Genomic DNA, 22,361 nt, shown 5'->3' with positions numbered 1-22,361 from the left:
CGTAAAGATTATGTGACGATCCAGCCCCTCGCCACTCAGCAACGCCGTACATTCATGCGCCTCGTAAAGATTGCTTTACGCCAAGCACCACGGTTGAAGCGTCGCCGCGCAGCGCGTCATTCACCACCGCGCGCCGAGCCGCCTAAGCTCAAGGCATGTCTGTGCGATTGCAGGAGCGCCGTGCATGTCGACCCGCTACGTGGCCCGCGAACCCGATGCCGCTGGCGTCATCCACTACCCCGAGGATGACCACGCCGTGTGGCACACGCTGATCGAGCGCCAGCTAAAACTGGTGCAAGGACGCGCTTGCCAAGCCTACCTAGACGGCATCGAGCGCCTGCAACTGCCGCACGAGCACATCCCGCAGCTGGCGGACATCAACCGCGTGCTGCACGCCAGCACCGGCTGGCAAGTGGCGGCCGTGCCGGCACTGATTCCCTTCGATACCTTCTTCCGTCTGCTGGCCGACAAGCGCTTTCCGGTGGCTACCTTTATTCGCCACCGCGACGAGCTGGATTACCTGCAAGAGCCGGACATCTTCCACGAGATTTTTGGCCACTGCCCCATGCTGACCCAGCCGTGGTTTGCCGAGTTCACCCACACCTACGGCAAGCTGGGCCTAACCGCGACGAAAGAGCAGCGCGTGTATCTGGCTCGGCTCTATTGGCTGACGGTGGAATTTGGCTTGCTCGATACGCCCGAGGGCCTGCGCATTTACGGCGGCGGCATCTTGTCGTCGCCCAAGGAAACCTTGCACTGCTTATCGGATGTGCCCGAGCGTCAGCCCTTCGACCCCGTGGAGGCCATGCGCACGCCGTACCGCATCGACATTCTGCAGCCGCTATATTTTGTCTTGAACGACCTAGAGCGCCTGCGCCAATTAGCCCGCGAAGACATCATGGCCTTGCAACAACAGGCCCAAGCTTTGGGGCTGCATGCGCCTAAATTTCCACCCAAAGCCGCTTAGCCAGCGCTGACCCAGTCGCTACCCAACGTCATAAAAAGGAGACCCGCATGAGCGCTTTGCACCAGAAAACCTGCACCGCCTGCGACGGTTCAGCCCCCGCCATGCGCGCCCAAGAAGCCGACGAACTGATCCGCGAGGTGCCGGACTGGACCATCGCCGAACGCAACGGCGTATTGCAGTTAGAGCGCGTGTTTCGCTTTAAAAACTTCCGCCACGCGCTAGCCTTTACCCAGCAAGTGGGCGAGTTGGCCGAGGAAGCCAATCACCACCCGGCGATTCTCACCGAGTGGGGACAAGTGACCGTCACTTGGTGGACGCACAGCATCTGCGGCCTGCACCGCAACGACTTCATCATGGCGGCGAAGACCAGCAAGTTGGCGTCTTAACGTCTGAACAGGCGCTGATTCAATCGGCGCCTTTAATGACGCCCCGGCGCAGCTGATCCTCTTCAATCGACTCAAACAGGGCTTGGAAATTACCCTCGCCAAAGCCCTGATTACCCTTGCGCTGGATGATCTCGAAGAAGATCGGGCCAATCACGGTTTGGGTAAAAATCTGCAGCAAGATGCCGTCATCTTGCGGCGCGCCGTCGATCAAGATGCTCAAGTCGTGCAGCCGCGCCAGCGGCTCGCCGTGACCGGGAATGCGGCTATCGACCTTCTCGTAATAGGTATCCGGCGTGCTCATAAACTGCACGCCGTTGGCGCGCAGCGCCTCGACGGTGGCGTAGATATCCTCGGTCGACAGGGCAATGTGCTGAATACCTTCGCCGTGGTAATCGCGAATAAATTCTTCAATCTGCGACTGCTCATCGCGCGACTCGTTAATCGGGATGCGAATTTTGCCGCACGGCGCGGTCATCGCCCGCGACACCAATCCGGTGAGCTTGCCTTCGATATCGAAATAGCGAATCTCGCGAAAGCCGGCGATGCGCGCATAGAAGTCGGCCCATACATCCATCTGCCCACGGCGCACGTTGTGGGTGAGATGGTCGATGCTTTTAAGCCCCACGCTGCGGGCGTTTTTATCCGCGCCCGGCAGCGGCACAAAGTCCACGTCGTAGATGCTTTGCTCGCCGTGCCTGTCCACTAAATACAGCAACGAGCCGCCGATGCCGTGCACACAAGGGATATTCAGCTCGCCAAAGTTGGCGTGACTGCCCTCCAGCGTGGCGCCTTGCGCTTGCACATAAGCCGCCGCTTGCTGCGCATTTTGCACGCGAAAGGCCATGGCACAGGCGCTGGGGCCGTGCTCGCGGCCAAAGTCCTGCACCGCGCCTTGCGGGTTACCGTTGAGCACAAAGTTGATATCGCCCTGCTGAAACAACCACACGTCTTTGGAGCGATGCCGCGCGGTTTCGCTAAAGCCCATGGCCGTAAACAAGCCGCGCAGCTGTTCTAGCCCTTCGGCAGTCGGTGCGGTGAACTCGACAAACTCAAAGCCATCCGTGCCCAGCGGGTTGTGCGGGCTGATCGGGGCTATCTTGGCGGCAGGTGCGGCGGGCATAGGGGCTCCGTGATTTTTATAATCCTGCCTTCATCACAGCCAGCGCTTCGGCAACACGCAAGTTGTGTCCATCGCTTAGCGCGCATCAACTCCAGCGCTAGTGGCAACTATTCTTTACAGGCCAATAAAAGCCCCACCAAACAGACTGCAAAGCATCCTTCTCGGCGGTTATTCGGCAAGAAATCGTTACAGGCGATCGCCCTGCGCAGCGCGCTAAAACAACCCTGCGACTTCCCAGTCATAGCCTACGCAGGCACACTTAGGCCCAGTCACAGCGCTAACAAGGCCTTGCAAAACAGGCAGTTAGCTCAAACGTGCGTTTTATCGAATGCAAGCCCTGCACATCGCCATTTATTCACCCCTGGCGAAACAAACGTGCAACAGCGCGACAGTCACGCGCCTCGCTGCGCTGCCTGCTTGGCGCTCAAAAAGGGCTATGCTAGCTTGAGGCCTCGCCAGGATGGCCCAAGCCCCTATAAACAGAACAACAGGAGTACGGAGCCTCGTGACCCAACCCGCTCTGGAAATCCGCAATCTGCACAAAAGCTACGGCGACCTCGAAGTGCTCAAGGGCATCTCCCTGACTGCACGCGACGGCGACGTTATCTCGATTCTCGGCTCGTCGGGCTCCGGCAAGTCGACCTTTCTGCGTTGCCTCAACCTGCTGGAAAACCCCAACGACGGGGAAATCCACTTTGCCGGCGAGCAACTTAAGCTCAAGCGCGGCAAAGGTGGCGCTTTAGTCGCTGCCGATAGCAAGCAGATCAATCGCTTCCGCAGCGAAATGGGCTTCGTGTTCCAAAACTTTAATCTTTGGCCGCACATGAGCGTGCTCGATAACATCATCGAAGCACCGCGCCGCGTACTCGGCCAAAGCAAGGCAGAAGCCACCGAAGTGGCCGAAGCGCTGCTGGCTAAAGTAGGCATTGCCGATAAGCGCCATGCGTTTCCTAATCAGCTGTCCGGCGGTCAGCAGCAGCGCGCGGCCATTGCCCGCACGCTGGCCATGCAGCCGAAAGTCATCCTGTTCGACGAGCCCACCTCTGCCCTCGACCCCGAGATGGTGCAAGAGGTGCTCAACGTGATTCGCGCCCTCGCCGACGAGGGACGAACTATGCTGCTTGTGACCCACGAAATGAGTTTTGCACGCCAGGTTTCCTCGGAGATTGTTTTCCTCCATCAGGGCCGGGTCGAAGAACAAGGGACACCGGATCAAGTCTTTGACAATCCCACGTCCGAACGTTGCAAGCAGTTCATGTCCAGCCACCGTTAAGGAGCGACACCCCATGCGTCACTATAAGAAGATCCTGTTGGCCGCTGCGGCCACACTCGCATTTGGTACTCAGGCCATCGCCGCCGACAAAATCAAGCTGGGCACCGAAGGCGCCTACCCTCCCTTCAACCTGATCGACGCCAGCGGCGCTGTGGTCGGTTTCGACCTTGAGATCGGCCAAGCCCTGTGCGCCAAGATGGGCAGCGAGTGCGAAGTGGTCACCTCCGACTGGGACGGCATCATTCCAGCCCTGAACGCCAAGAAGTTCGACATGATCATTGCTTCTATGTCGATTACCGACGAGCGCAAGCAAGCGGTGGACTTCACCGAGCCCTACTACACCAACAAGCTGCAGTTCATCGCGCCGAAGTCTTCTGATTTCGACACCGAAGAAGCCAGCCTGAAAGGCAAGATCATCGGTGCCCAGCGCGCCACCATCGCCGGCCAGTGGCTGGAAGACAATCTGGCCGACACCGTGACCATCAAACTGTATGACACCCAAGAAAACGCCTATCTGGACCTGTCCAGCGGCCGTCTGGATGGCGTACTGGGCGACAAGTTCGTTAACTGGGAATGGCTGAAGAGCGAAGCCGGTAAAGACTTCGAATTCAAAGGCGACCCTGTGTTTGAAAACGACAAGATCGGCATCGCCGTGCGTAAAGGCGAAGACGACCTGCGCAACAAGCTGAACCAAGCCATCAAAGACATCGTCGCTGACGGCACCTACAAGAAGATCAACGACAAGTACTTCCCGTTCAGCATCTATTGATGCGCTTAGCGGCGCCGCCTCGTGCGGCGCCCGCTGCTAGGTTCTCTGCATGATTGACTTACAAGGTTTCGGTCCGTCCCTGCTGGCGGGGACGTGGATGACCGTCAAGCTGTCGCTGGCCTCCGTGGCCTTAGGCCTGCTGTTTGGCCTGTTAGGCGCCGCCGGCAAGACTTCCAGCAATGCATTCGCGCGCTTTTTAGGTGGCAGTTACACCACCATAGTGCGTGGCGTACCGGAAACCCTGTGGGTGTTGATGGCCTACTACAGTACGGTTACCGCGCTGAATTACCTTGGCAGTTTCTTTGGCAATCCTGAGCTGGCTTTAAACCCATTCGCGGCGGGCACGCTGGCTTTAGCGCTGTGTTTTGGGGCCTATTCCAGCGAGGTCTTTCGCGGCGCGCTACTGTCTATCCCCAAAGGCCATCGCGAAGCGGGTTTAGCCGTGGGGCTTTCTAGCCTGCGGATCTTCTGGCGCATCACCCTACCCCAAGTGTGGCGCATCGCCTTACCGGGCTTGGGCAATCTGTATCTGATTCTGCTCAAAGACACCGCCCTAGTGTCACTTATCTCGCTTACCGAAATCATGCGTGCAGCAGAAATCGCGAAGAACGGCACAAAGCTCCCATTCACCTTCTACCTCATAGCAGCTCTGATTTACCTAAGCCTTACCATACTTGTGATGATTGCGATGCATTTCTTTGAAAAACGAGCGGCCCAAGGTTTTACGAGGAATGAAGTATGAATTGGGAAACATTCTTCGATAAATGGCTACCGAAGATGCTAGATGGTGCCGGCCTTACATTGGAGCTGGTCACTATCGCAGTCATTGCGGGCCTAATTCTGGCCATCCCAATGGGCATCGCGCGCGCATCGAGCAAGCCGTGGGTGCGGTCTATTCCCTACGCCTACATCTTCTTCTTCCGTGGCACGCCGCTGCTACTGCAATTGTTTATGGTCTATTACGGCCTGTCACAGTTTGAAGCAGTCCGTCAGAGCTGGGCGTGGACCTACCTTCGCGACCCATATTGGTGTGCTCTTCTAACGATGACACTGCATACCACTGCCTACATTGCCGAAATTCTTCGTGGCGCTATTCAGTCCGTGCCTAGCGGCGAAGTAGAAGCTGCCCGCGCACTGGGCATGTCACGCGTGCAATCCATGCTGTACATCGTGCTGCCTCGTGCCGCGCGCATTGGCCTCCCGGCCTATAGCAACGAGGTGATCCTCATGCTCAAAGCCAGCGCCGTGGTCTATACAGTCACTCTCTTGGACATCATGGGACAGGCAAAAACTATCAGTGCTCGGACCTATGAGAATGAATTCTTCTATATCGTGGCCGCACTACTTTACCTAGCCATCACCATTGGCCTTACGCGTATTTTCCGCTTCATCGAGCACAAACTACGCGTCGATATGCTGCAAGGCCGCTAGTCCTCTAGCCATGCAGAATCACCACGGCGCCGCTACAATCGGCGCCGTTTTTCTTTGTAGAACATTCCTGAGCCTACTGTGCTAACCGGCCCCGCCCTGCGCGAACGCTTCGCCGCCCTCGACCACTGGCTCTGCCAGCATCGCCCGCTGTGGCAAGAAGCGCCGTTTACCCATGCGCAACTGAGTTGGGAAAGCGCTTACCCCGAGCTTGCTCAGTGGCTACGCGAACAAACCCTCGAGCATGCCGAGCGCTATCAAGGCCAGCCGCATTTACTGCGCAGCGCCCCCACGCCATTTAGCGCCTTGGCCGCCGAATCTGTGCAACTCGGCCAGCTCGACGCCCTGCCGACGCACAGCCAAAACACTGTAGCGGCGCGCTACGCGGTGGATATTCCCGGACGCAAATGGCAACAAATCGACGCCTTCGCCAGCATCTTGCCGCAAGCGAGCAACAACACCCACTGGTTGGACTGGTGCAGCGGCAAAAGCCACCTTGGCCGCCATCTGCTGCACCGCCTAGGCGGCGAGCTGACCAGCTTGGAATGGGACGCCGCGCTAGTTGATGAAGCGCGTCGTTTAACCAACGAACACAACCTCTGCGCCAGCCATCATGTGCAAGACGTACTCGCCGCCGACTGCGCCGCGCAACTACAAGCCGAGCACAGCCCCGTGGCCCTGCACGCTTGCGGCGAGCTGCACCTGCAGCTGCTGCGCTTAGCCAGTCAAGCGAACTGCACCCAGCTGGCTGTCGCGCCCTGCTGCTACAACCGCATCGACGGGCCCGATTACCAGCCGCTGTCCCACGCTGCGCAACAGGCGCAGCTGCAGCTCAGCCGTGCCGACTTACGTTTAACCCTGCGTGAAAGCGTCAATGCGGGACAGCGCGCGCGCCGCCTGCGCGACCAATCCATGGCCCGCCGCCTAGCCTTCGGCCAACTCTGCCAGCAACGCTTAGGCACCAGCGCGCAACAAGCCACCCCGTCAATCGCCAGCAAATGGCTGGGCTTGCCGTTTCATCAGTGGGCAGAAAAAGTCGCCGAGTATCGTGAGCTAGAACTGCCGCTCAGCCCCAGCGACGACGCGCTGGAGGCCCAAGGCTGGGCGCGCTTAGCGCAAATCCGCAATCTTGAGCTGCTCGGCAACCTGTTCCGCCGCCCGCTGGAGCTGTGGCTACTGCTCGACCGCGCGCTGTTTCTTGAGGAACAAGGCTACCGCGTGCAACTGGGCACCTTTTGCCCCAGCAGCCTGACGCCGCGTAATGCTTTGCTGCTGGCCTGCAAACGCTAACCTACTTACGCTCTCCCGATGACAGTGCTGGCCTGACTCAATGGCAGCCTATTCACTCAATGAGAGTATTGCTGCGCTCCAACTTTTCCGCCCCCATCAGCATCTTCAAAATCACCAGCGCAAAAGCGCGGCTCTTGGTTTCGTTATCCAGCACTTCCAGCGAGAGTTTCTCGTGGTCGGTCATGGCGTCCAGCACTGTGTCCAGTACGCGCTTGGGAAACAGCCCATGCATCACCTGTTCAACGGAGTGGTTGTTCACCTGAGCCATCACATCGTCTTGGCGGCTGATGCGATTGGCGATGCCGGTGAGAAACTGCAACTGGTCTTCATCGCTCACTTCCGCACCGAAGATATCGTTTAGCGCCTCGATGATTTCAGAGAGCCGCTTTTTCTCTGGATCATGCGCCTTGCCGCTGCCCACTGCTGTGGCAGGGTCTAAGCCATATTCTCCGTGCTCATCGTTTAAGCGCAGTTGATGCTCAGCACGTTTGCTTAGGCGGTAATGCGTCAAGTGCAGTTCGCCTAAATCCACATCTTCCTGATCTAAGCGGTCTAGGCGTAGCAGAGGGTATAGATGCTTGGCATACACGCACAGCTGCTCTAACTCGACATCCTCATACGGGATGATCTGCGCCAAAAACTCATAGAGGCGAACAAAGCTCTGTAAGTTCTTTCTGAACAAATCGAGTTGATCCACATGCTCGCCAGCCTCTTTTAATGCGGCCTCGGCGTGCTTTAAGCCGACGGCGTTACCGTCTCTTTCTGCTGTGCGCTTAAAGTCCAGCGCCTGCTGACGTGACTCCTGAGCCAACTTGTAGCGTTTGGCAAAGCGCTCCTTGGCCGGCGCGCAGTAGTAGCTGAGCTTGCTGGCAGCAGCCTTGAGGTCGAAGAAGGCCAGCGCAAACGCCGTCACCTCTTCCCAATGGTAGATACCTTCCGCATCGAGTTTCTTTTGCAGGTCATAGATGATCTGCGGGTCAGTGACGTTAGTCAGCTCGGCCTTGGTGTAGTAAGGCAGGAAGGCATCGAGAATGTCCTGAGCATCGTTAAAGAAGTCGATAACAAAAGTTGGTTTGCTGTCGCCAAAGGTGCGGTTCAGGCGCGACAAGGTTTGTACGCAGTCCACGCCTTGCAGTTTTTTGTCCACATACATGGCGCACAGCTTGGGCTGATCGAAGCCTGTCTGGTACTTGTTGGCGGCGATCATCACGTTGAAGTCCTGGGTGTCGAAGGCTTCAGCAAGGTCACGGCCATTTAAGCCAGGGTTAAGCAGCTTGCTGCTTTCGGTAACTTCCTCAGGGATAACGTCATCCGGCAGCACACTGCCAGAGAAGGCCACCAGAGGGTGCACATCGCCGTAGCCCATCTGCTTTACATACGTTTGCACCGCCAACTGGTAGCGCACCGCCTCCTGGCGGCTGCTGGTGACCACCATGGCCTTGGCCTGACCGCCCAGCAGGTGGCGGATGTTGGCGCGGAAGTGCTCGACGATCACCTCCACCTTCTGGCTGATGTTGTACGGATGCAGGCGCACCCAGCGCGCTAGCTTCATGCGCGCTTTCTTCGAGTCCACTTCCTCGTCGTCGCCGTCCGGATGGGCGATTTTCCAAGCGGTGCTGTAGGTGGTGTAGTTCTGCAATACATCGAGGATGAAACCCTCCTCGATGGCCTGGCGCATGGAGTAAAGGTGGAACGCCTCGGGCTTGTTGTTGGCGCTGGGCGGCAAGCTCGGGTCGGGTACGCGACCGAACAGCTCTAGGGTCTTGGCCTTGGGCGTGGCGGTGAAGGCGTAATAGCTGATTCGCTCGTTGGGCGCGCGTGCGGCCACGGCGGCATCCAGCAGCTCTTCCGCGCTGATTTCCTCAGTCTCCGGCGCATCGCTGCCAAGAATCTGCTTGAGCTTGCTAGCCGACGAGCCGGTCTGTGAGGAATGCGCCTCGTCGGCGATCACCGCATAGCGCCCACTGGCCAGCTTGGGGTACTTGTCCAAAGCATCGAACAACGCCGGGAAGGTCTGGATGGTGACGATGATGATGCGCGTCTGCTCAGCCAGCGCCTCGGCCAGCTGCTCGGACTTGCTCTGATTGCCGATATCACGGGTGATGCACTTGACCACGCCCTGGGCGTGCTCGAACTGGTAGATGGTGTCCTGCAGCTGCTTGTCCAGCACGGTGCGGTCGGTAATCACGATCACCGAGTTGAACAGGCGCTGGCCCTCGGCATCGTAGAGCGAGGCCAGCTGATGCGCCGTCCAGGCAATCGAGTTGGACTTGCCGGAACCGGCGCTATGCTGGATCAGGTAACGCTTGCCCGGCCCTTCGGTGCGGGTGGTTTCGATCAACGTGTTGACCACTTCCCACTGGTGGTAACGCGGGAAGATCAGGGTTTCTTTGCTGATGCGTTGGCCTTCGGGGCTTTCTTTGACGGTTTTTTGCAGGTGCAAAAAGCGGCCCAGCACCTTGAGCCAGGCATCCGGCTGGAACAGGCGCTGCCATAGGTAGCCGGTGGCGTACTGGCTGTCGTCCGGCGCGGGCGGATTGCCGGCACCGCCGTCGAGGCTGCCGAGGTTGAACGGCAGGAAGAAGGTGTCCTTGCCGGCCAGTTTGGTGGTCATCGCCACTTCATCCTGGCTCACGGCAAAGTGCACCAGCGCGCCGCGTTTAAAAGTCAGCAGCGGCTCGGGTTTGCGCGTCAGCGGGTCTTTTACTGGGCGGTCGTAGCGGTACTGGCGCTTGGCGTTCTCGACGCTCTGTTTGAACTCGCTTTTCAACTCCAGTGTGGCGACGGGGATGCCGTTGACGAACAGCACCAGATCCAGGCGTGGGTTGTATTCCCCTTCCCTGAAGTGTGGCGAATAGGACACCTCCGGCACCACGCGCAGGCGGTTGCACTGGTAGCGCGTGAGGGTGTCCGGGTTCATGCCGTGGTCGGGCTTGAAGCTGCACACCTCGATCTTCACCCCCGGTAGCTTGAAGCCGTGGCGCAGCACATCCAGGGTGCCGTCCTGCTCCAGCTCGCGTACCAGTTTTTGTACCAGCACGGCTTCCGGGTTGTTCGGGTTGGCCTTAGCGAACTTGTCCCAACGCTCTGACCAGGCCTCTTTGAAGTAGCCGAGAAAGTCCTCGGTATACAGCGCCGTGCGACGGTCGTAGCCACTGGCAGGGCCGGTCAGCCAGCCCTGGGCGACCATGGCACTGATGATGTCCTGCTGGAACTGGGCTTCCTTGCTGTCCGCCATTTATACGGCCTCTGCTACTTCAAATTTTGGGGCTTGAGTACTGACCGGGGGCTGCCAGTCGCGTACATCGATCTTGCCGGTGACGGCGGCGGAGATAAGGGCGGAGCGACGCTCTTGGAGTAGTCCCATGGCATCCGTTGACTCGTTGATCAAGCTATCCAAATCTCGGAGCGTCTTGTTCAAATAGTTGGAAATGCGAGTCTGCTCCTCCTTCGGAGGAATCATCATTTGATAATTGATAATGGTTGAGATATTCACATGAGGTGATGTGGCTCCAACCGTATCGACTTCGCCCTGCCTATAAACGGCAATAGAGTTGAGCTGAAACATGAAGTACTCAGGGCAAACATGGGCGCTCACTCTAAACTGCATCATCCTCTGCCCGAGTGCATATAGATCAGACTCTGGAATCAAGGCGGCATGCCCCCATCTTTCGCCTTCTCGTCCATAAACGATGTCACTCTTCTCTAAAGACGCTCGGCGAGTGCGATGCACATACTCATTCCGATCTAAACGATACATTTGCTCGGGCTTCAGAGTTCCTTGATCAATATCCGCCGTCCGAATAACAAGGTAATTCCCATCCGGATCGTAATTCGGAGTTTCATGAGGACAGTCAACAACGCGATCCGTCATGAACTTCAACTTTGATACCACCCAATGCGCCGGCACTTCGCCCAGCCACTCCACACCGGAGTCTTTCATCGACACCGTCGGGTCGAGGCCTTTGGTGACGGCGTGGGAGATCACGGCCTGGCGCTTTTCCTTGAGCAGCTCGATCAGGCGCTGCTGCTCTTCGATCAGCGCGTCGATGCGGGCGGTTTCGTGGTCGAGGAAGCGGGCGATTTGGGTTTGTTCCGCCTCAGAAGGAACGCCCAGCACAATATTCTTCATGTCAGAAAAATTCGTGCTCCAAAGGTCAGCAACTATCCCCTTACCCCAACGGTAATATTCCTCTTGAAACAGCTCGCTTCTGAATAAGTGATGGATGTATGGGCCGTGTAATCCAGTCGGGATTAATACGGTACATATCAACGAAACCGAGCCATCGAGTGGTGATAGCCCGGATGAGCCCTTTCGATCAGAGCGGCTATTGATAACAAAATCGCCCGCCAGCACCTTCTTCCGATTGTCGCCGTCCTGTGTTTTTGCTGCGCTTTCAAGCCGGGGAACAATTCCATGCTTGGTGACTGACAAAGGCTCGAACTCAGTATCACTGGCCCTTTCGCGGCGCTCATCGAAGAAATGGCCAAGGCGCTTAAGTGCCCAATGCTCCGGCACCTCCCCCAGCCACTGAACCCCTGAATCCTTGTACACCGGATACTTCGGAAAACTCATGCTTTTATTCCTTCTCGCGCACTGTTCACTGCCGCCTGCCAAAACGGCTCGGTAGCCCAGCGCCCCGGAAAGCCCATGTGAGGGAGAGACACTTGTGGGTATTGATCCAGCAGGGCCACGAGGCGCTCGGCCCATTGACTGGCGGGTGACACGACCCGCATCAGGGTTTCGATCACGACCAGTTGCAAGTAGAGCCGGCGACGGGGGTCAAGGCGTTGCCCGGGATGCGCCTGCGCGCCGGTTTCGATGCCCTCGGGTATGTTCGGCCAGCCTGCCGGGGCTTTGCGGGGTAGTTCCGGGCGGCTGCCAAATTCACGGTTCCAGACCCGGCCATGATGGGCGCAAACATTGCGCAGGTCTGACAGGCTGCGGAACCAAGAGCGCAACACCGGCATCTTCACGCCGAAGTGACGCTCTATCCGTTGGGTATCCGTCGGCAGGCGCAGGTTGGCGAGCAGGGTAGATACTTCCTTGAAGGTCAGCAGCTCCAGAGCCATCCAGATCGGCGGCTGGCTAGGGGCATTGGTGTATTTACGCCGGTAGTGCGTCAGAAACGACTCGACCTCACGGCCTTTGGCTGCCTGCTCCAGTTTGCCTAGCAGCCAAGCATGGTTGTAGCGCGTATCGAAAATATCCGCGTTGAGATAACCATGCGGTTGGTGGTGTTCGGCCAGGGTATTGCCCAGTTGGGCACGCAGGGCAATTTCAAGCCGTTCGATGGCATCCAGCAGCAGTAGCCGCAGTTCCCGGTCAAACACATACAGGCGCAGCACGTCTGCAAAGTGGGTGTTGTGCAGAAACTGGTGCTCTGCTGAACCCGGCTGATAGAGCGGCCGTGTGTAGGCCGACAGGCGGAAATAACTGATGTTGGCGAGGTAGTGACGGGTGCTGGCTTCGTCATCAATGACTAGGCCGCGGCTGCGCAGCGTGGCGATCTGCTCGTCGATGCTGTGGGCTGGCTTGTGGAAGCGGCTCATGCTCGCGCCCCAGAAACAAAAAACCCGCCAAAGTGTGCTTCCGAGAGAGGCATGGCGGGTGTGTTGGGTGCAAGTATACCCAGCGATGCCTGATAGGCAAGTTGCAAATTTGTTCCCGCACTTGTACTCGGGCAATCCATGCCCTCGCCCTTCGGGCCAACGGCTATGCCGTTGTTCAAATTTGTTCCCGACAAATTTGTCATGCCGAGAGGCCCTCGATCATTTGTTTGATGCGGTCGGTGCAGGCTTTCAGGTCGCGGTCGATTTCTTCGAGCGGGCGCGGCGGCTGGAACACGTAGAAGTGCCGGTTAAAGGGAATCTCGAAGCCGACCACGCCGACTTCGCCGTCTTGCGCATCCGTTTTGCTCTCGTCGATCCAGGCATCCGGCACATGAGGTTTCACTTCGCGCTCGAAATAGTCGTACACCGACTCGCCCAGAGGCACGTTCTCGTAGTCGCGCAGGCCGGTGTCGGGTTCAGGCTGGCCTTTGCTGCGGCAAATCTCGGCTTCGGGGTCACGTGCGCCGAAGGCGTTTAGCAAGGCTTTAAGCTCTGGCGTGCTGGGGAAGAAGTCATGGTTGCCGAGGGTCTTTTTCAACAGTTTGCTGAACGCATCGCGGCTTAGGTGCACGGCGCTGGCATCCATGCTGTTAAGAGCATTGAGCAAGCGCTGAAGGGCGGCGGGTTCGAGCTTTTGAATGGCTTTTTCTTCTTGCACCTTGGCGATGCGTTCGGCGGTGACCTGAAAGCTCAGGCGCAGCGGACGCTCGACGGTGATGCGCCGGTAGCCGAAAGCCTCGACGGGGAAGATTTTGCTCTGCGCGGTTTGCTCGAAACGGCCATACAGGCGCACCAGCTCGTCGATTTGCTCGTCGGTGATGTACTGGCGTTTGCTGCCGAGCGACTTGCGCATCTTGGCGAAGTGCTGGCTGCCATCGATCAACTGCACCTTGCCCTGGCGCGCGGCGGCTTTGTGGTTGCTCAGCACCCACACATAGGTGGCGATGCCGGTGTTGTAAAACATGTCGGTGGGCAGGGCGATGATGGCCTCGACCAGATCGTTCTGCAGCAGGTAGCGGCGAATCTCCGACTCGCCCGAACCGGCGCCACCGGTAAACAGCGGCGAGCCGTTGAGGATGATGCCGATGCGCGAGCCACCCTTGTTGCTACCGTCGGCACGCGGATCACGCATCTTGCTGACCAGGTGCAAGAGGAACAGCAGCGAGCCATCGGACACGCGCGGCAGGCCCGGCCCGAAGCGGCCGTTAAAGCCCTTCTCGCTGTGCTCATCAAGGATCTGCTTTTGTACCTTCTTCCACTCCACGCCGAACGGTGGATTGCTGAGCATGAAGTCGAAGTGGTTACCTGCCAGCTGATCGTCCGACAAGGTGTTGCCCAGCTTGATGTTGGAGACGTCCTGCCCCTTGATCAGCATGTCGGCCTTACAAATAGCGAAAGACTCGGGGTTGAGCTCCTGCCCATGCAGCGACACGGTGACTTGCTGGCTGATGGACTGGATGTACTCGTCGCCCTCGGAGAGAAAGCCGCCGGTGCCGGCAGTCGGGTCGTAGATGGTGACGATGCTGTTGGGCTTGAGCTTGTCGTCCTGCCCGGTGATCACCAGCGAGGTGGTCAGATGCACGATATCGCGCGGGGTGAAGTGCTCCCCGGCGGTTTCGTTGGAGCTTTCCGCGAACTTGCGGATCAGCTCTTCGAAGATGATGCCCATGCCAAAGTTGCTGATGCGCTCAGGGCTGAGGTCGGTGGCGGCAAAGCGCTGCACCACCTGATAGAGCAGGTTGGCGGCGGCGAGCTGCTGTACGAAGTCTTCGAAGTGGAAGTGCTCGAAGATCTCGCGGGCGTCCTTGCTGAAGGACTGCACATAGCTCATCAGGTCGGCGGCGGTCTGGGTGTCGGACAGCGTGCCGAGGCTCAGCTTGGAGGCATTGAAAAACTGCTGCCCAGCCGCACGGAGCAACAGCCGCTCGCGCACCAGATCAGGCCGCCCAACTTGCGCATAGGATTCGCTAATAACGGCGTCTTTCGTAGGGGCGAGCACACACTCCATTCGACGCAGCAAAGTAAACGGCAGGATGATTCGACCGTACTGCGACTGCTTAAAGTCGCCGCGCAACAGGTCGGCAATCGACCAGAGAAACGCGGCGGTTTGGGAGTGATTTTCCGTGTTCACGCTACTGCTCCTTGAAAGGCGTGCAAAGGCAGCAGTCTAACTGAAAAGCCCGCACCACCAAGCGCCTTACCCGCCGCCAATGGCAGCAGGTAAGCCAGCAACCACGGCCGACCAAGACCTGCTAAAGGCGCATCGCGCCTATGAAAGAGCATGTCTGCACGCCGCTTGAATAACTGGTGCCGTTGAAGTGAATCGAACACTCGACCTACTGATTACGAATCAGTTGCTCTACCAACTGAGCTACAACGGCGCTCTTTAAACCTAGCAGGCGCGTTAACTGGCCGCCGTTTCGCTCAGCTCGCTTTTCAACCACTGCGCGAGGCGCTGGGCGCGGTTGTCGGCGTTGCTTTTCGGCACCCAAAGGGCCAGCTGAGCTTGGGTTTGCACAAAGCCCCACGGTGCTAATAAGCGACCGGCGCGTACATCCTCGGCTACTAACAGCTGCGGCGCGATGGCCACCCCTAAGCCCGCAGCGGCAGCCTCCAGCAGGTAATACAAGTGCTCAAAGCCTTGGCCCAACTGCAGCTGCTCGGCCTTTAACCCCTGCGCCGCTGCCCAGTCACCCCACGCTTGCCGGCGCGAAGTGGTGTGCAATAACGGTTGCGCCAGCAGTGCGCTAAGGTCTGCCGTTTGCAAACGGGCCGCCTGCGCACAACGCGGGCTAAATACCGGACCTATCCATTCACTGTGCAGGGGGTAGACCTGCATATCCGCAGGCCACGGCGGCGCGGCAAAGCATAAGGTGGCGGTGACGCCTTCGCGACGCGGGTTAAGCTCGCCTTCGCTGGCCGATAGCTGCAGGTGCAAATCCGGCAGTTCGCGCTGTAAGCGGTCTAAGCGCGGGATAAACCAACGCGCCAGCAGACTGCCGGGGCAAGCCAATACAAAGGGCGCATCGCGCCGCGCTTGTGTTAGTTCTGCACACACATCACGCAAGCGCGTGAACGCCTCGCCGCTGGCATCGCGCAAACGCATGCCGGCATTGGTCAGCTTTACGCCGCGCCCGTCTTTACTGAACAGCGCGAGGCCAAGGGCGTCCTCGAGTTGCTTGATCTGTCGGCTTACCGCCCCGTGGGTCACGTGCAGCTCAGCGGCAGCGCCGGTGATGCTCTCTAAGCGCGCGGCGGCCTCGAAGGCACGCAGCGCATTAAGCGGCGGAAGACCATGCTGCATTGGTGAGTTTTCCTAACGTATTTGCGCCATCTTATCGCTTTTCATCACAGCACCACAGCGCTAAGGTGTCGCCATTCGCTGCCGCCGTCGCGGTAGCCCGGTTAAACGGGAGATACCCCATGAACACTTCTTTGCGCGCAGGCCCCGACGCACGCGGCTTGTTTGGCAGCTTCGGCGGTCAGTATGTGGCCGAAACCCTGATGCCGCTGATTCACGACTTGGCCGCCGAATATGAAAAAGCCAAAGACGACCCGGCGTTTATCGAAGAGCTGGCCTACTTCCAACGCGACTACGTGGGCCGCCCCAGCCCGTTGTACTTTGCCGAGCGCCTGACCGAGCAGTGTGGCGGCGCGAAGATTTACTTCAAGCGCGAAGAGCTGAACCACACCGGCGCGCACAAGATTAACAACTGCATCGGGCAGATTCTGCTCGCCAAGCGCATGGGCAAGAAGCGCATCATCGCCGAAACCGGCGCTGGCATGCACGGCGTGGCCACCGCCACCGTGGCGGCGCGTTTTGGTATGGAGTGCGTGGTGTACATGGGCACCACCGACATCGACCGCCAGCAAGCCAACGTGTTCCGCATGAAACTACTCGGCGCTACGGTGATTCCGGTGACCGCCGGCACCGGCACATTGAAGGACGCGATGAACGAAGCCCTGCGCGACTGGGTAACCAACGTCGAAACCACCTTCTACCTGATCGGCACCGTCGCAGGCCCGCACCCGTACCCCGCCATGGTGCGCGACTTCCAAGCCGTGATCGGCAAAGAAACCCGCGCGCAGCTGCATGAGAAAGAAGGCCGCTTGCCCGATTCGCTGGTCGCCTGCATCGGCGGCGGCTCCAACGCGATGGGCCTGTTCCATCCGTTTTTGGATGACCAGAGCGTGCAGATCATCGGCGTCGAAGCGGCCGGTTATGGCATCGAGACCGGCAAGCACGCTGCCAGCCTGAACGGCGGGATTCCCGGCGTGTTGCACGGCAATCGCACCTTTTTACTGCAAGATGACGACGGCCAGATCATCGACGCGCACTCGATTTCTGCCGGCCTAGATTACCCCGGCATCGGCCCCGAGCACGCGTGGCTGCACGACATCGGCCGCGTGCAATACACCTCAATCACCGACCACGAGGCGCTGGAAGCCTTCCACACTTGCTGCCGCCTTGAGGGCATCATTCCTGCGCTGGAGAGCTCGCACGCACTGGCCGAAGCCTTTAAGCGCGCGCCCACTCTGCCGAAAGATCACCTGATGGTGATCAACCTGTCGGGCCGTGGCGATAAAGACATGCAAACCGTGATGCACCACATGCAACAGACTGCGGAGAAGCACTGATGAGCCGCCTGCAACAACGCTTCAGCGCCCTAAAACAAGCCAACCGCGCCGCACTGGTGACCTTCGTCACCGGCGGCGACCCAGACTACGCCACCTCGCTGGCCATCTTGAAAGGCCTGCCGGAAGCCGGTGCCGATGTGATCGAACTGGGCATGCCGTTCACCGACCCAATGGCCGACGGCCCGGCGATTCAGCTGGCCAATATCCGCGCGCTGAACAACAAGCAAACCCTGGCGAAAACCCTGCAAATGGTGCGCGAGTTCCGCGAGGGCAATACGGACACCCCGCTGGTGCTGATGGGTTACTTCAACCCCATCCACCACTACGGCGTCGATAAATTCATTAGCGAAGCTAAAGCTGCTGGCGTAGACGGCCTGATCGTCGTCGACCTACCACCGGAGCATAACGACGATCTGTGCGCACCCGCACAAGCCGCCGGCATCGACTTTATTCGCCTGACCACGCCGACCACCGACGACAAGCGCCTGCCGACCGTACTGAACGGTAGCTCCGGGTTTGTCTATTACGTCTCGGTCGCCGGGGTGACCGGTGCCGGTGCCGCCACGCTGGAACATGTCGAAGAAGCCCACGCGCGTCTGCGCCGCCACACCGACCTGCCGGTGTGCATCGGCTTCGGCATCCGCACCCCAGAACACGCCGCACAAATCGCCAAACGCGCCGAAGGTGTGGTGGTGGGTTCAGCGCTGGTCGACCAAATCGCCAATGCCGAGAGCCCCACGCAAGCCATCGACGGCGTGCTGGGCCTGTGCCAGCAACTGGCGGAAGGTGTGCGCAACGCGCGCCTGTAAACACAGCCAAGAAAAAACGCCGAGCAACATGCTCGGCGTTTTTTTATCGCGCGCTCATCCGCAGGGCTAATCCTTGCTTTGCACGCCGTGCTGGTAGAGCCAATCGACGATGGCGCTTTCCGGCTGATAGCCCTTCACGCCCTGACGTAACAACTGCCGCACATGCGGGATATCCTGCTGCTGCAAGGCGTTATTTAGCTCATCCAGCAAATGCCGCAGTGCCGGCCAAGGCATGAGCTCTTCTTCGGCGCGCATGATTTTCGGGTGTTCGGTGGGCGCCACATTGTCGCCAATCAGCAACTCTTCATAGAGCTTCTCGCCGGGGCGCAAACCGGTGAACTCGATGGCGATATCGCCGTCGGGCTGCTCGTCATCACGCACCGTCAGGCCACTGAGCATGATCATGCGCTTGGCCAAGTCGACAATTTCTACCGGCTCACCCATGTCGAGCACGAACACATCGCCGCCTTGTCCCATGGAGCCGGCTTGAATCACCAACTGCGCGGCCTCAGGGATGGTCATGAAATAACGGGTGATTTTCGGGTGCGTCACCGTGACTGGGCCGCCTTTGCGGATCTGCTCGCGGAACAGCGGAATCACCGAGCCGGAGGAGCCCAACACATTACCGAAACGCACCATGGTAAAGCGGGTGCGATTGAGTACCGTGAGCTTGTTATCGAGCAGCGAGGCAACCCGCGATTCACGGCTCAGCGCTTGCAGCACCATCTCGGCCAGGCGCTTGGTGCTGCCCATCACATTGGTCGGGCGCACAGCTTTGTCGGTGCTGATCAAGACAAAATTCGCCACGCCGGCCTCAATGGCAGCGCAGGCCACATTCAAAGTGCCGGTGACATTGTTCAGCACGCCTTCGGCGACGTTGTGCTCGACCATCGGCACGTGCTTATAGGCGGCCGCGTGATACACAGTATTCACCTGCCAGCTTTTCAGCACCTTAAGCACATGCTGCACATCGCGCACTGAGCCCAAGATAGGAACCAGCGCCACCGTGAGCCCTTGGCGGCTGATCTGCGCCTGCAATTCGGCGTGAATGGCATACAGGTTAAATTCACTGTGTTCAAACAGAATCAGGGTACGTGGGCCAACAGCCAAAATCTGCCGGCATAATTCAGAGCCAATCGAGCCGCCTGCCCCGGTGACCATCACCGCCTGCTGCTCAATGCAGCGATGCAGCAAGGTGTGCTCTGCCGCCACGGCGTCGCGCCCCAGCAAGTCAACGATATCCACCTCTTGCAGGTCGGCGACATCCACGCGGCCCGAGGCAATATCGACAATGCCTGGCACGGTGCGCACGTGCACGGGTAAGTCTTCTAGCGACTCGATCACCTCTCTGCGCCGCGCGCGGCTGGCCGAGGGCATGGCGAGCAGAATCTCTTGCACGCCGAGCTCGGCAAACATTTTGATGGCTTGCTGACGCGAGTACACCCGCAGCCCGGCGATGACCCGCTTATGCAGGGTTGGGTCGTCATCAATAAACGCCACCGGCAACAGAGACTTTTGCTGGCGCAGCGCAGCCAATAACTGATTGCCCGAAGAGCCGGCGCCATAAATAGCCACGCGCGGCAAACTGCCGGGGGCTTTGTGGGTAGTCTGGGAGAAAAACCAATCGCCCAAAAAGAACTGCCGCAGCAAGAGTCGGATGCCGCCCAAAAACACCAGGCACAGCCACCAGTAGCTAAAAATCACCGAGCGGGGAATAAGAAACTGCTGACTGTACGCAAACAGCACCAACGCAAAGGCCAGCACACCTAAACTGATCGCCTTGAACATGGCGCTTAAGGCTTCATTACCGATATAACGTAGCACCGCGCGGTACAGGCCAAAGCGAATCAAAAACGGCACAGCGGTGAGTGGGGCAAAAACGAACAGCCACAAGAAGCCGCTATCCCAGGCGGGCAAATCATCCCAGCCTAAACGCAGCAAAAAAGCCATCAGCAAGGCGAGCCAGAGCAATACCACATCGGCCAGCACTTGCAGCACGCGCTTTTGCCTGCGCGAGAGCTTCAACAGCGTTACACGTACCACCTCAAGCATTTCCCTGCTCCTCTAACGCCCCGGCGCGAAAATACACGGCCAGCGCCACCAATGGCAGATACGCCAATAACACACCCAGCACGCCATCCAGCCCGCCAGCCGCCACCCACCACGCCAGCGGCCACAACCACACAAGATTGATCACCCATACTGCCAGCGTGACTGGTAAATGCCGACCGAACTGACGAGTAGCGTATTGATAGGCATGACTGCGGTGCGCTTGATACACCTTGTCACCGCGCGCCAAACGGCGCAGCAGGGTGAGCGTGGCGTCGACAATAAACACGCCGAGCAAAATCAACCAACACCACAGCAGCTGCGGCGCCAGCCAGGCCGCCTGCAGCGATAAAGTGCCCAGTGCGATGCCTAAAAAGCCACTGCCGGCATCGCCCATAAAGATTTTTGCCGGGGGAAAGTTCCAGCATAAAAAGCCCGCCACCGCCGCCGCCAACAGCAACGGCAGCAGCGCATACACCGGCTGCTCAAGGTAGACGTACAGCAAGGCCCCGCCCACGCACACCGACAGTGCCTCAACACTGGCGATGCCGTCGATACCGTCCATAAAGTTATAAAGATTCAGCACCCACACTAGGTACACGCTGGCCAGAGCAGTGCCAAGCCAGCCCAACTCTAGCGTCCAGCCCAGCAGGGAGAGCGGCGGCAAACCACCGAGCCAATACAGCACCCACGCTGCCGCAGCAAAATGGCCGAGCAAGCGCCAGCGCGCGGCAATATGCCCGTGATCATCGAGAAAACCCAGCACAGCAATGGCCAGACCAGCGCCCAGCAGAGCGAGAAAAACCGGCAGCGTCACGCCCCAATCCAAGCCATACAGCACACACAAGCCGGCCACAAAACTGATCACAATGGCCACACCGCCGCCGCGCGGCGTAGGGGCCACATGCGAGCTGCGCGCATTGGGCACATCCAACAAGCTACGCGCCAGCGCATAACGACGCAGCAGAGCGGTCAGCCCATAGGCCAACACGACAATCACTAGCAACAACAAGGTTTTCATCATCACGACTGTAAAAAATCTTCTGCGGTACGGGCCAAGGCTTGCTCTGTGCTCAGCGGTGGCGACCACTGCAGACGTTGGCGGGTTTTCTCAATATCGACCTGCAAGGAGCCGCATAACCGCTGGGCAATCGACGCCGCGCCCAACAGTGCGGCCACGGCTGCCAGCCAACGGCTGGGCACCGGCACTAAACGCGACGGCGCACCCAAGCTATGCGCCAGCTTGCGCAGTAACTCAGCGGTAGAAAGATCGGCACCGTCAGACACCATAAAGCGCTGATTCGCCGCTTGCGGATGCTGTAGGCAATGCACCAGCAGATCGGCCAAGTTGGCCACAGCCACTAAGCTGCGCCGGTTATTGATCGCCCCTAACGGCAACGGCACACCACGGCGCAGCCAGCGCATCATGCTGAGAAAATTCGCCTTCACGCCCGGCCCGTACACCAAAGGGGGGCGCACGATCACCACTTCCAGACCCGTCTGCTGCGCTAGCGCTAAGAGCGCTTGTTCGGCTTCAAGCTTGGAGATGCCATAAGGGTCGCTCGGTTGTGGCGAGTCATCGGCGCTAAACGCCTGGCCCGGCGCTGTTTGCTCGCCATTGACCTTCACCGAGCTGACAAACACAAAGCGCTTCACCCCGGCCTGCGCGGCTTGTTGGGCCAACCGCAACGTGCCCTGTACATTCACGCGGCGAAATTCTGCCAAGGGGTCGGCCGCTTGCTCGTGCATCACATGCACACGCGCCGCGCAATGGATCACACCGTCTACCCCAGCCAACAAGGGCTGCCAGTCGGCATCGGCCGACAAATCCGGGCACTGCTGTGCTTCTATATCGGCATCGGCTGGCCAGCCCACCGCCGGCAACTGCCGCAGCGCACAGCGCACCTGATACTGCGCATCCGTCTGCAAACGCGCCAGCACCGCTCGCCCTACAAAACCGCTCGCCCCGGTGAGCAAAATCCGCATGTCGTGTTCCTGTAATTTCTAACGCACCAAATG

Annotated in this window: 18 protein-coding genes and 1 tRNA gene; 9 read left to right on the top strand and 10 right to left on the bottom strand. The window is 59.0% G+C overall.

Annotation, left to right across the window (positions count from 1 at the left end; translation table 11 throughout):
- The first annotated feature begins 184 nt into the window (after positions 1–184).
- Together phhA and BMX80_RS11150 are read left to right on the top strand one after the other, a co-directional pair.
- A complete protein-coding gene (gene phhA, locus BMX80_RS11155) occupies positions 185–967 on the top strand; it encodes a phenylalanine 4-monooxygenase (RefSeq protein WP_074868416.1) in 783 nt (260 codons plus the stop codon).
- A gap of 47 nt (positions 968–1,014) precedes the next feature.
- Positions 1,015–1,353 carry a 4a-hydroxytetrahydrobiopterin dehydratase gene (locus tag BMX80_RS11150; RefSeq protein ID WP_074868413.1) on the top strand — a complete coding sequence of 113 codons (339 nt, stop codon included), beginning with the start codon at positions 1,015–1,017 and terminating at the stop codon, positions 1,351–1,353.
- A gap of 19 nt (positions 1,354–1,372) precedes the next feature.
- On the opposite strand, the gene hppD is transcribed toward BMX80_RS11150, so the two are convergent.
- Complete coding sequence (gene hppD / locus BMX80_RS11145; RefSeq protein WP_074868410.1) at positions 1,373–2,473, bottom strand: 4-hydroxyphenylpyruvate dioxygenase; 1,101 nt, start codon at positions 2,471–2,473, stop codon at positions 1,373–1,375.
- 505 nt (positions 2,474–2,978) lie between these two features.
- On the opposite strand from hppD, the gene BMX80_RS11140 reads away from it, so the two are divergent.
- The 5 genes from BMX80_RS11140 (at position 2,979) to BMX80_RS11120 (ending at position 7,233) form a co-directional block, all read left to right on the top strand.
- Complete coding sequence (locus tag BMX80_RS11140; protein WP_235821636.1) at positions 2,979–3,746, top strand: ABC transporter ATP-binding protein; 768 nt, start codon at positions 2,979–2,981, stop codon at positions 3,744–3,746.
- A gap of 13 nt (positions 3,747–3,759) precedes the next feature.
- A complete protein-coding gene (locus BMX80_RS11135) occupies positions 3,760–4,515 on the top strand; it encodes an ABC transporter substrate-binding protein (protein WP_074868408.1) in 756 nt (251 codons plus the stop codon).
- Between the two features lie 49 nt (positions 4,516–4,564).
- On the top strand, positions 4,565–5,257 hold the full coding sequence (locus BMX80_RS11130) for an ABC transporter permease (RefSeq protein ID WP_074868405.1): 693 nt from the start codon (positions 4,565–4,567) through the stop codon (positions 5,255–5,257).
- Positions 5,254–5,946, top strand: coding sequence for an ABC transporter permease (locus BMX80_RS11125; RefSeq protein WP_074868401.1), 693 nt, complete (start codon positions 5,254–5,256; stop codon positions 5,944–5,946). The genes BMX80_RS11130 and BMX80_RS11125 overlap by 4 nt, the downstream gene beginning before the upstream one ends.
- Positions 5,947–6,024: 78 nt before the next feature.
- The gene (locus BMX80_RS11120; protein ID WP_235821635.1) at positions 6,025–7,233 is read left to right on the top strand and encodes a methyltransferase; all 1,209 of its coding nucleotides are present in this window, start codon (positions 6,025–6,027) and stop codon (positions 7,231–7,233) included.
- A 52-nt stretch (positions 7,234–7,285) separates the two neighbouring features.
- Here BMX80_RS11120 and BMX80_RS11115 read toward each other — a convergent pair whose 3' ends face one another.
- The 6 genes from BMX80_RS11115 to BMX80_RS11085 form a co-directional block, all read right to left on the bottom strand.
- Positions 7,286–10,471, bottom strand: coding sequence for a type I restriction endonuclease subunit R (locus tag BMX80_RS11115; RefSeq protein WP_074868396.1), 3,186 nt, complete (start codon positions 10,469–10,471; stop codon positions 7,286–7,288).
- Positions 10,472–11,809: a restriction endonuclease subunit S gene (locus tag BMX80_RS11110; RefSeq protein WP_074868394.1), complete on the bottom strand. Its 1,338-nt coding sequence runs from the start codon at positions 11,807–11,809 to the stop codon at positions 10,472–10,474. It abuts the gene before it with no gap.
- Entirely contained in the window at positions 11,806–12,786 is a 981-nt protein-coding gene (locus BMX80_RS11105) for an Abi family protein (protein WP_074868392.1), read from the bottom strand. Before BMX80_RS11105 ends, BMX80_RS11110 begins: the two co-directional genes overlap by 4 nt.
- Before the next feature lie 199 nt (positions 12,787–12,985).
- Entirely contained in the window at positions 12,986–14,977 is a 1,992-nt protein-coding gene (locus tag BMX80_RS11095; RefSeq protein WP_074868387.1) for a type I restriction-modification system subunit M, read from the bottom strand.
- Positions 14,978–15,151: 174 nt separating this feature from the next.
- Positions 15,152–15,227, bottom strand: a tRNA-Thr gene (locus BMX80_RS11090).
- Positions 15,228–15,250: 23 nt separating this feature from the next.
- Positions 15,251–16,150, bottom strand: coding sequence for a LysR family transcriptional regulator (locus tag BMX80_RS11085; RefSeq protein WP_074868384.1), 900 nt, complete (start codon positions 16,148–16,150; stop codon positions 15,251–15,253).
- Between the two features lie 119 nt (positions 16,151–16,269).
- Here BMX80_RS11085 and trpB point away from each other — a divergent pair, with 119 nt between their 5' ends.
- Both trpB and trpA read left to right on the top strand, forming a co-directional pair.
- On the top strand, positions 16,270–17,484 hold the full coding sequence (gene trpB, locus BMX80_RS11080; protein WP_074868381.1) for a tryptophan synthase subunit beta: 1,215 nt from the start codon (positions 16,270–16,272) through the stop codon (positions 17,482–17,484).
- Entirely contained in the window at positions 17,484–18,293 is an 810-nt protein-coding gene (gene trpA, locus BMX80_RS11075) for a tryptophan synthase subunit alpha (protein ID WP_074868377.1), read from the top strand. The genes trpB and trpA overlap by 1 nt, the downstream gene beginning before the upstream one ends.
- A gap of 66 nt (positions 18,294–18,359) precedes the next feature.
- On the opposite strand, the gene BMX80_RS11070 is transcribed toward trpA, so the two are convergent.
- From BMX80_RS11070 to BMX80_RS11060, 3 genes are read right to left on the bottom strand one after another with little or no spacing between them, the layout of a single operon-like run.
- On the bottom strand, positions 18,360–20,345 hold the full coding sequence (locus tag BMX80_RS11070; RefSeq protein ID WP_074868374.1) for a polysaccharide biosynthesis protein: 1,986 nt from the start codon (positions 20,343–20,345) through the stop codon (positions 18,360–18,362).
- On the bottom strand, positions 20,338–21,366 hold the full coding sequence (locus BMX80_RS11065; RefSeq protein WP_074868372.1) for an MraY family glycosyltransferase: 1,029 nt from the start codon (positions 21,364–21,366) through the stop codon (positions 20,338–20,340). The genes BMX80_RS11070 and BMX80_RS11065 overlap by 8 nt, the downstream gene beginning before the upstream one ends.
- Positions 21,366–22,328: a UDP-glucose 4-epimerase family protein gene (locus BMX80_RS11060; RefSeq protein ID WP_074868369.1), complete on the bottom strand. Its 963-nt coding sequence runs from the start codon at positions 22,326–22,328 to the stop codon at positions 21,366–21,368. Before BMX80_RS11060 ends, BMX80_RS11065 begins: the two co-directional genes overlap by 1 nt.
- Between the last annotated feature and the right edge of the window lie 33 nt (positions 22,329–22,361).

The sequence above is a fragment of the Atopomonas hussainii genome, assembly GCF_900109735.1.
Lineage (GTDB): Bacteria > Pseudomonadota > Gammaproteobacteria > Pseudomonadales > Pseudomonadaceae > Atopomonas > Atopomonas hussainii.
Note: the sequence above shows the minus strand (reverse complement) of the source record. Positions and strands in the feature narration are given on the sequence as shown.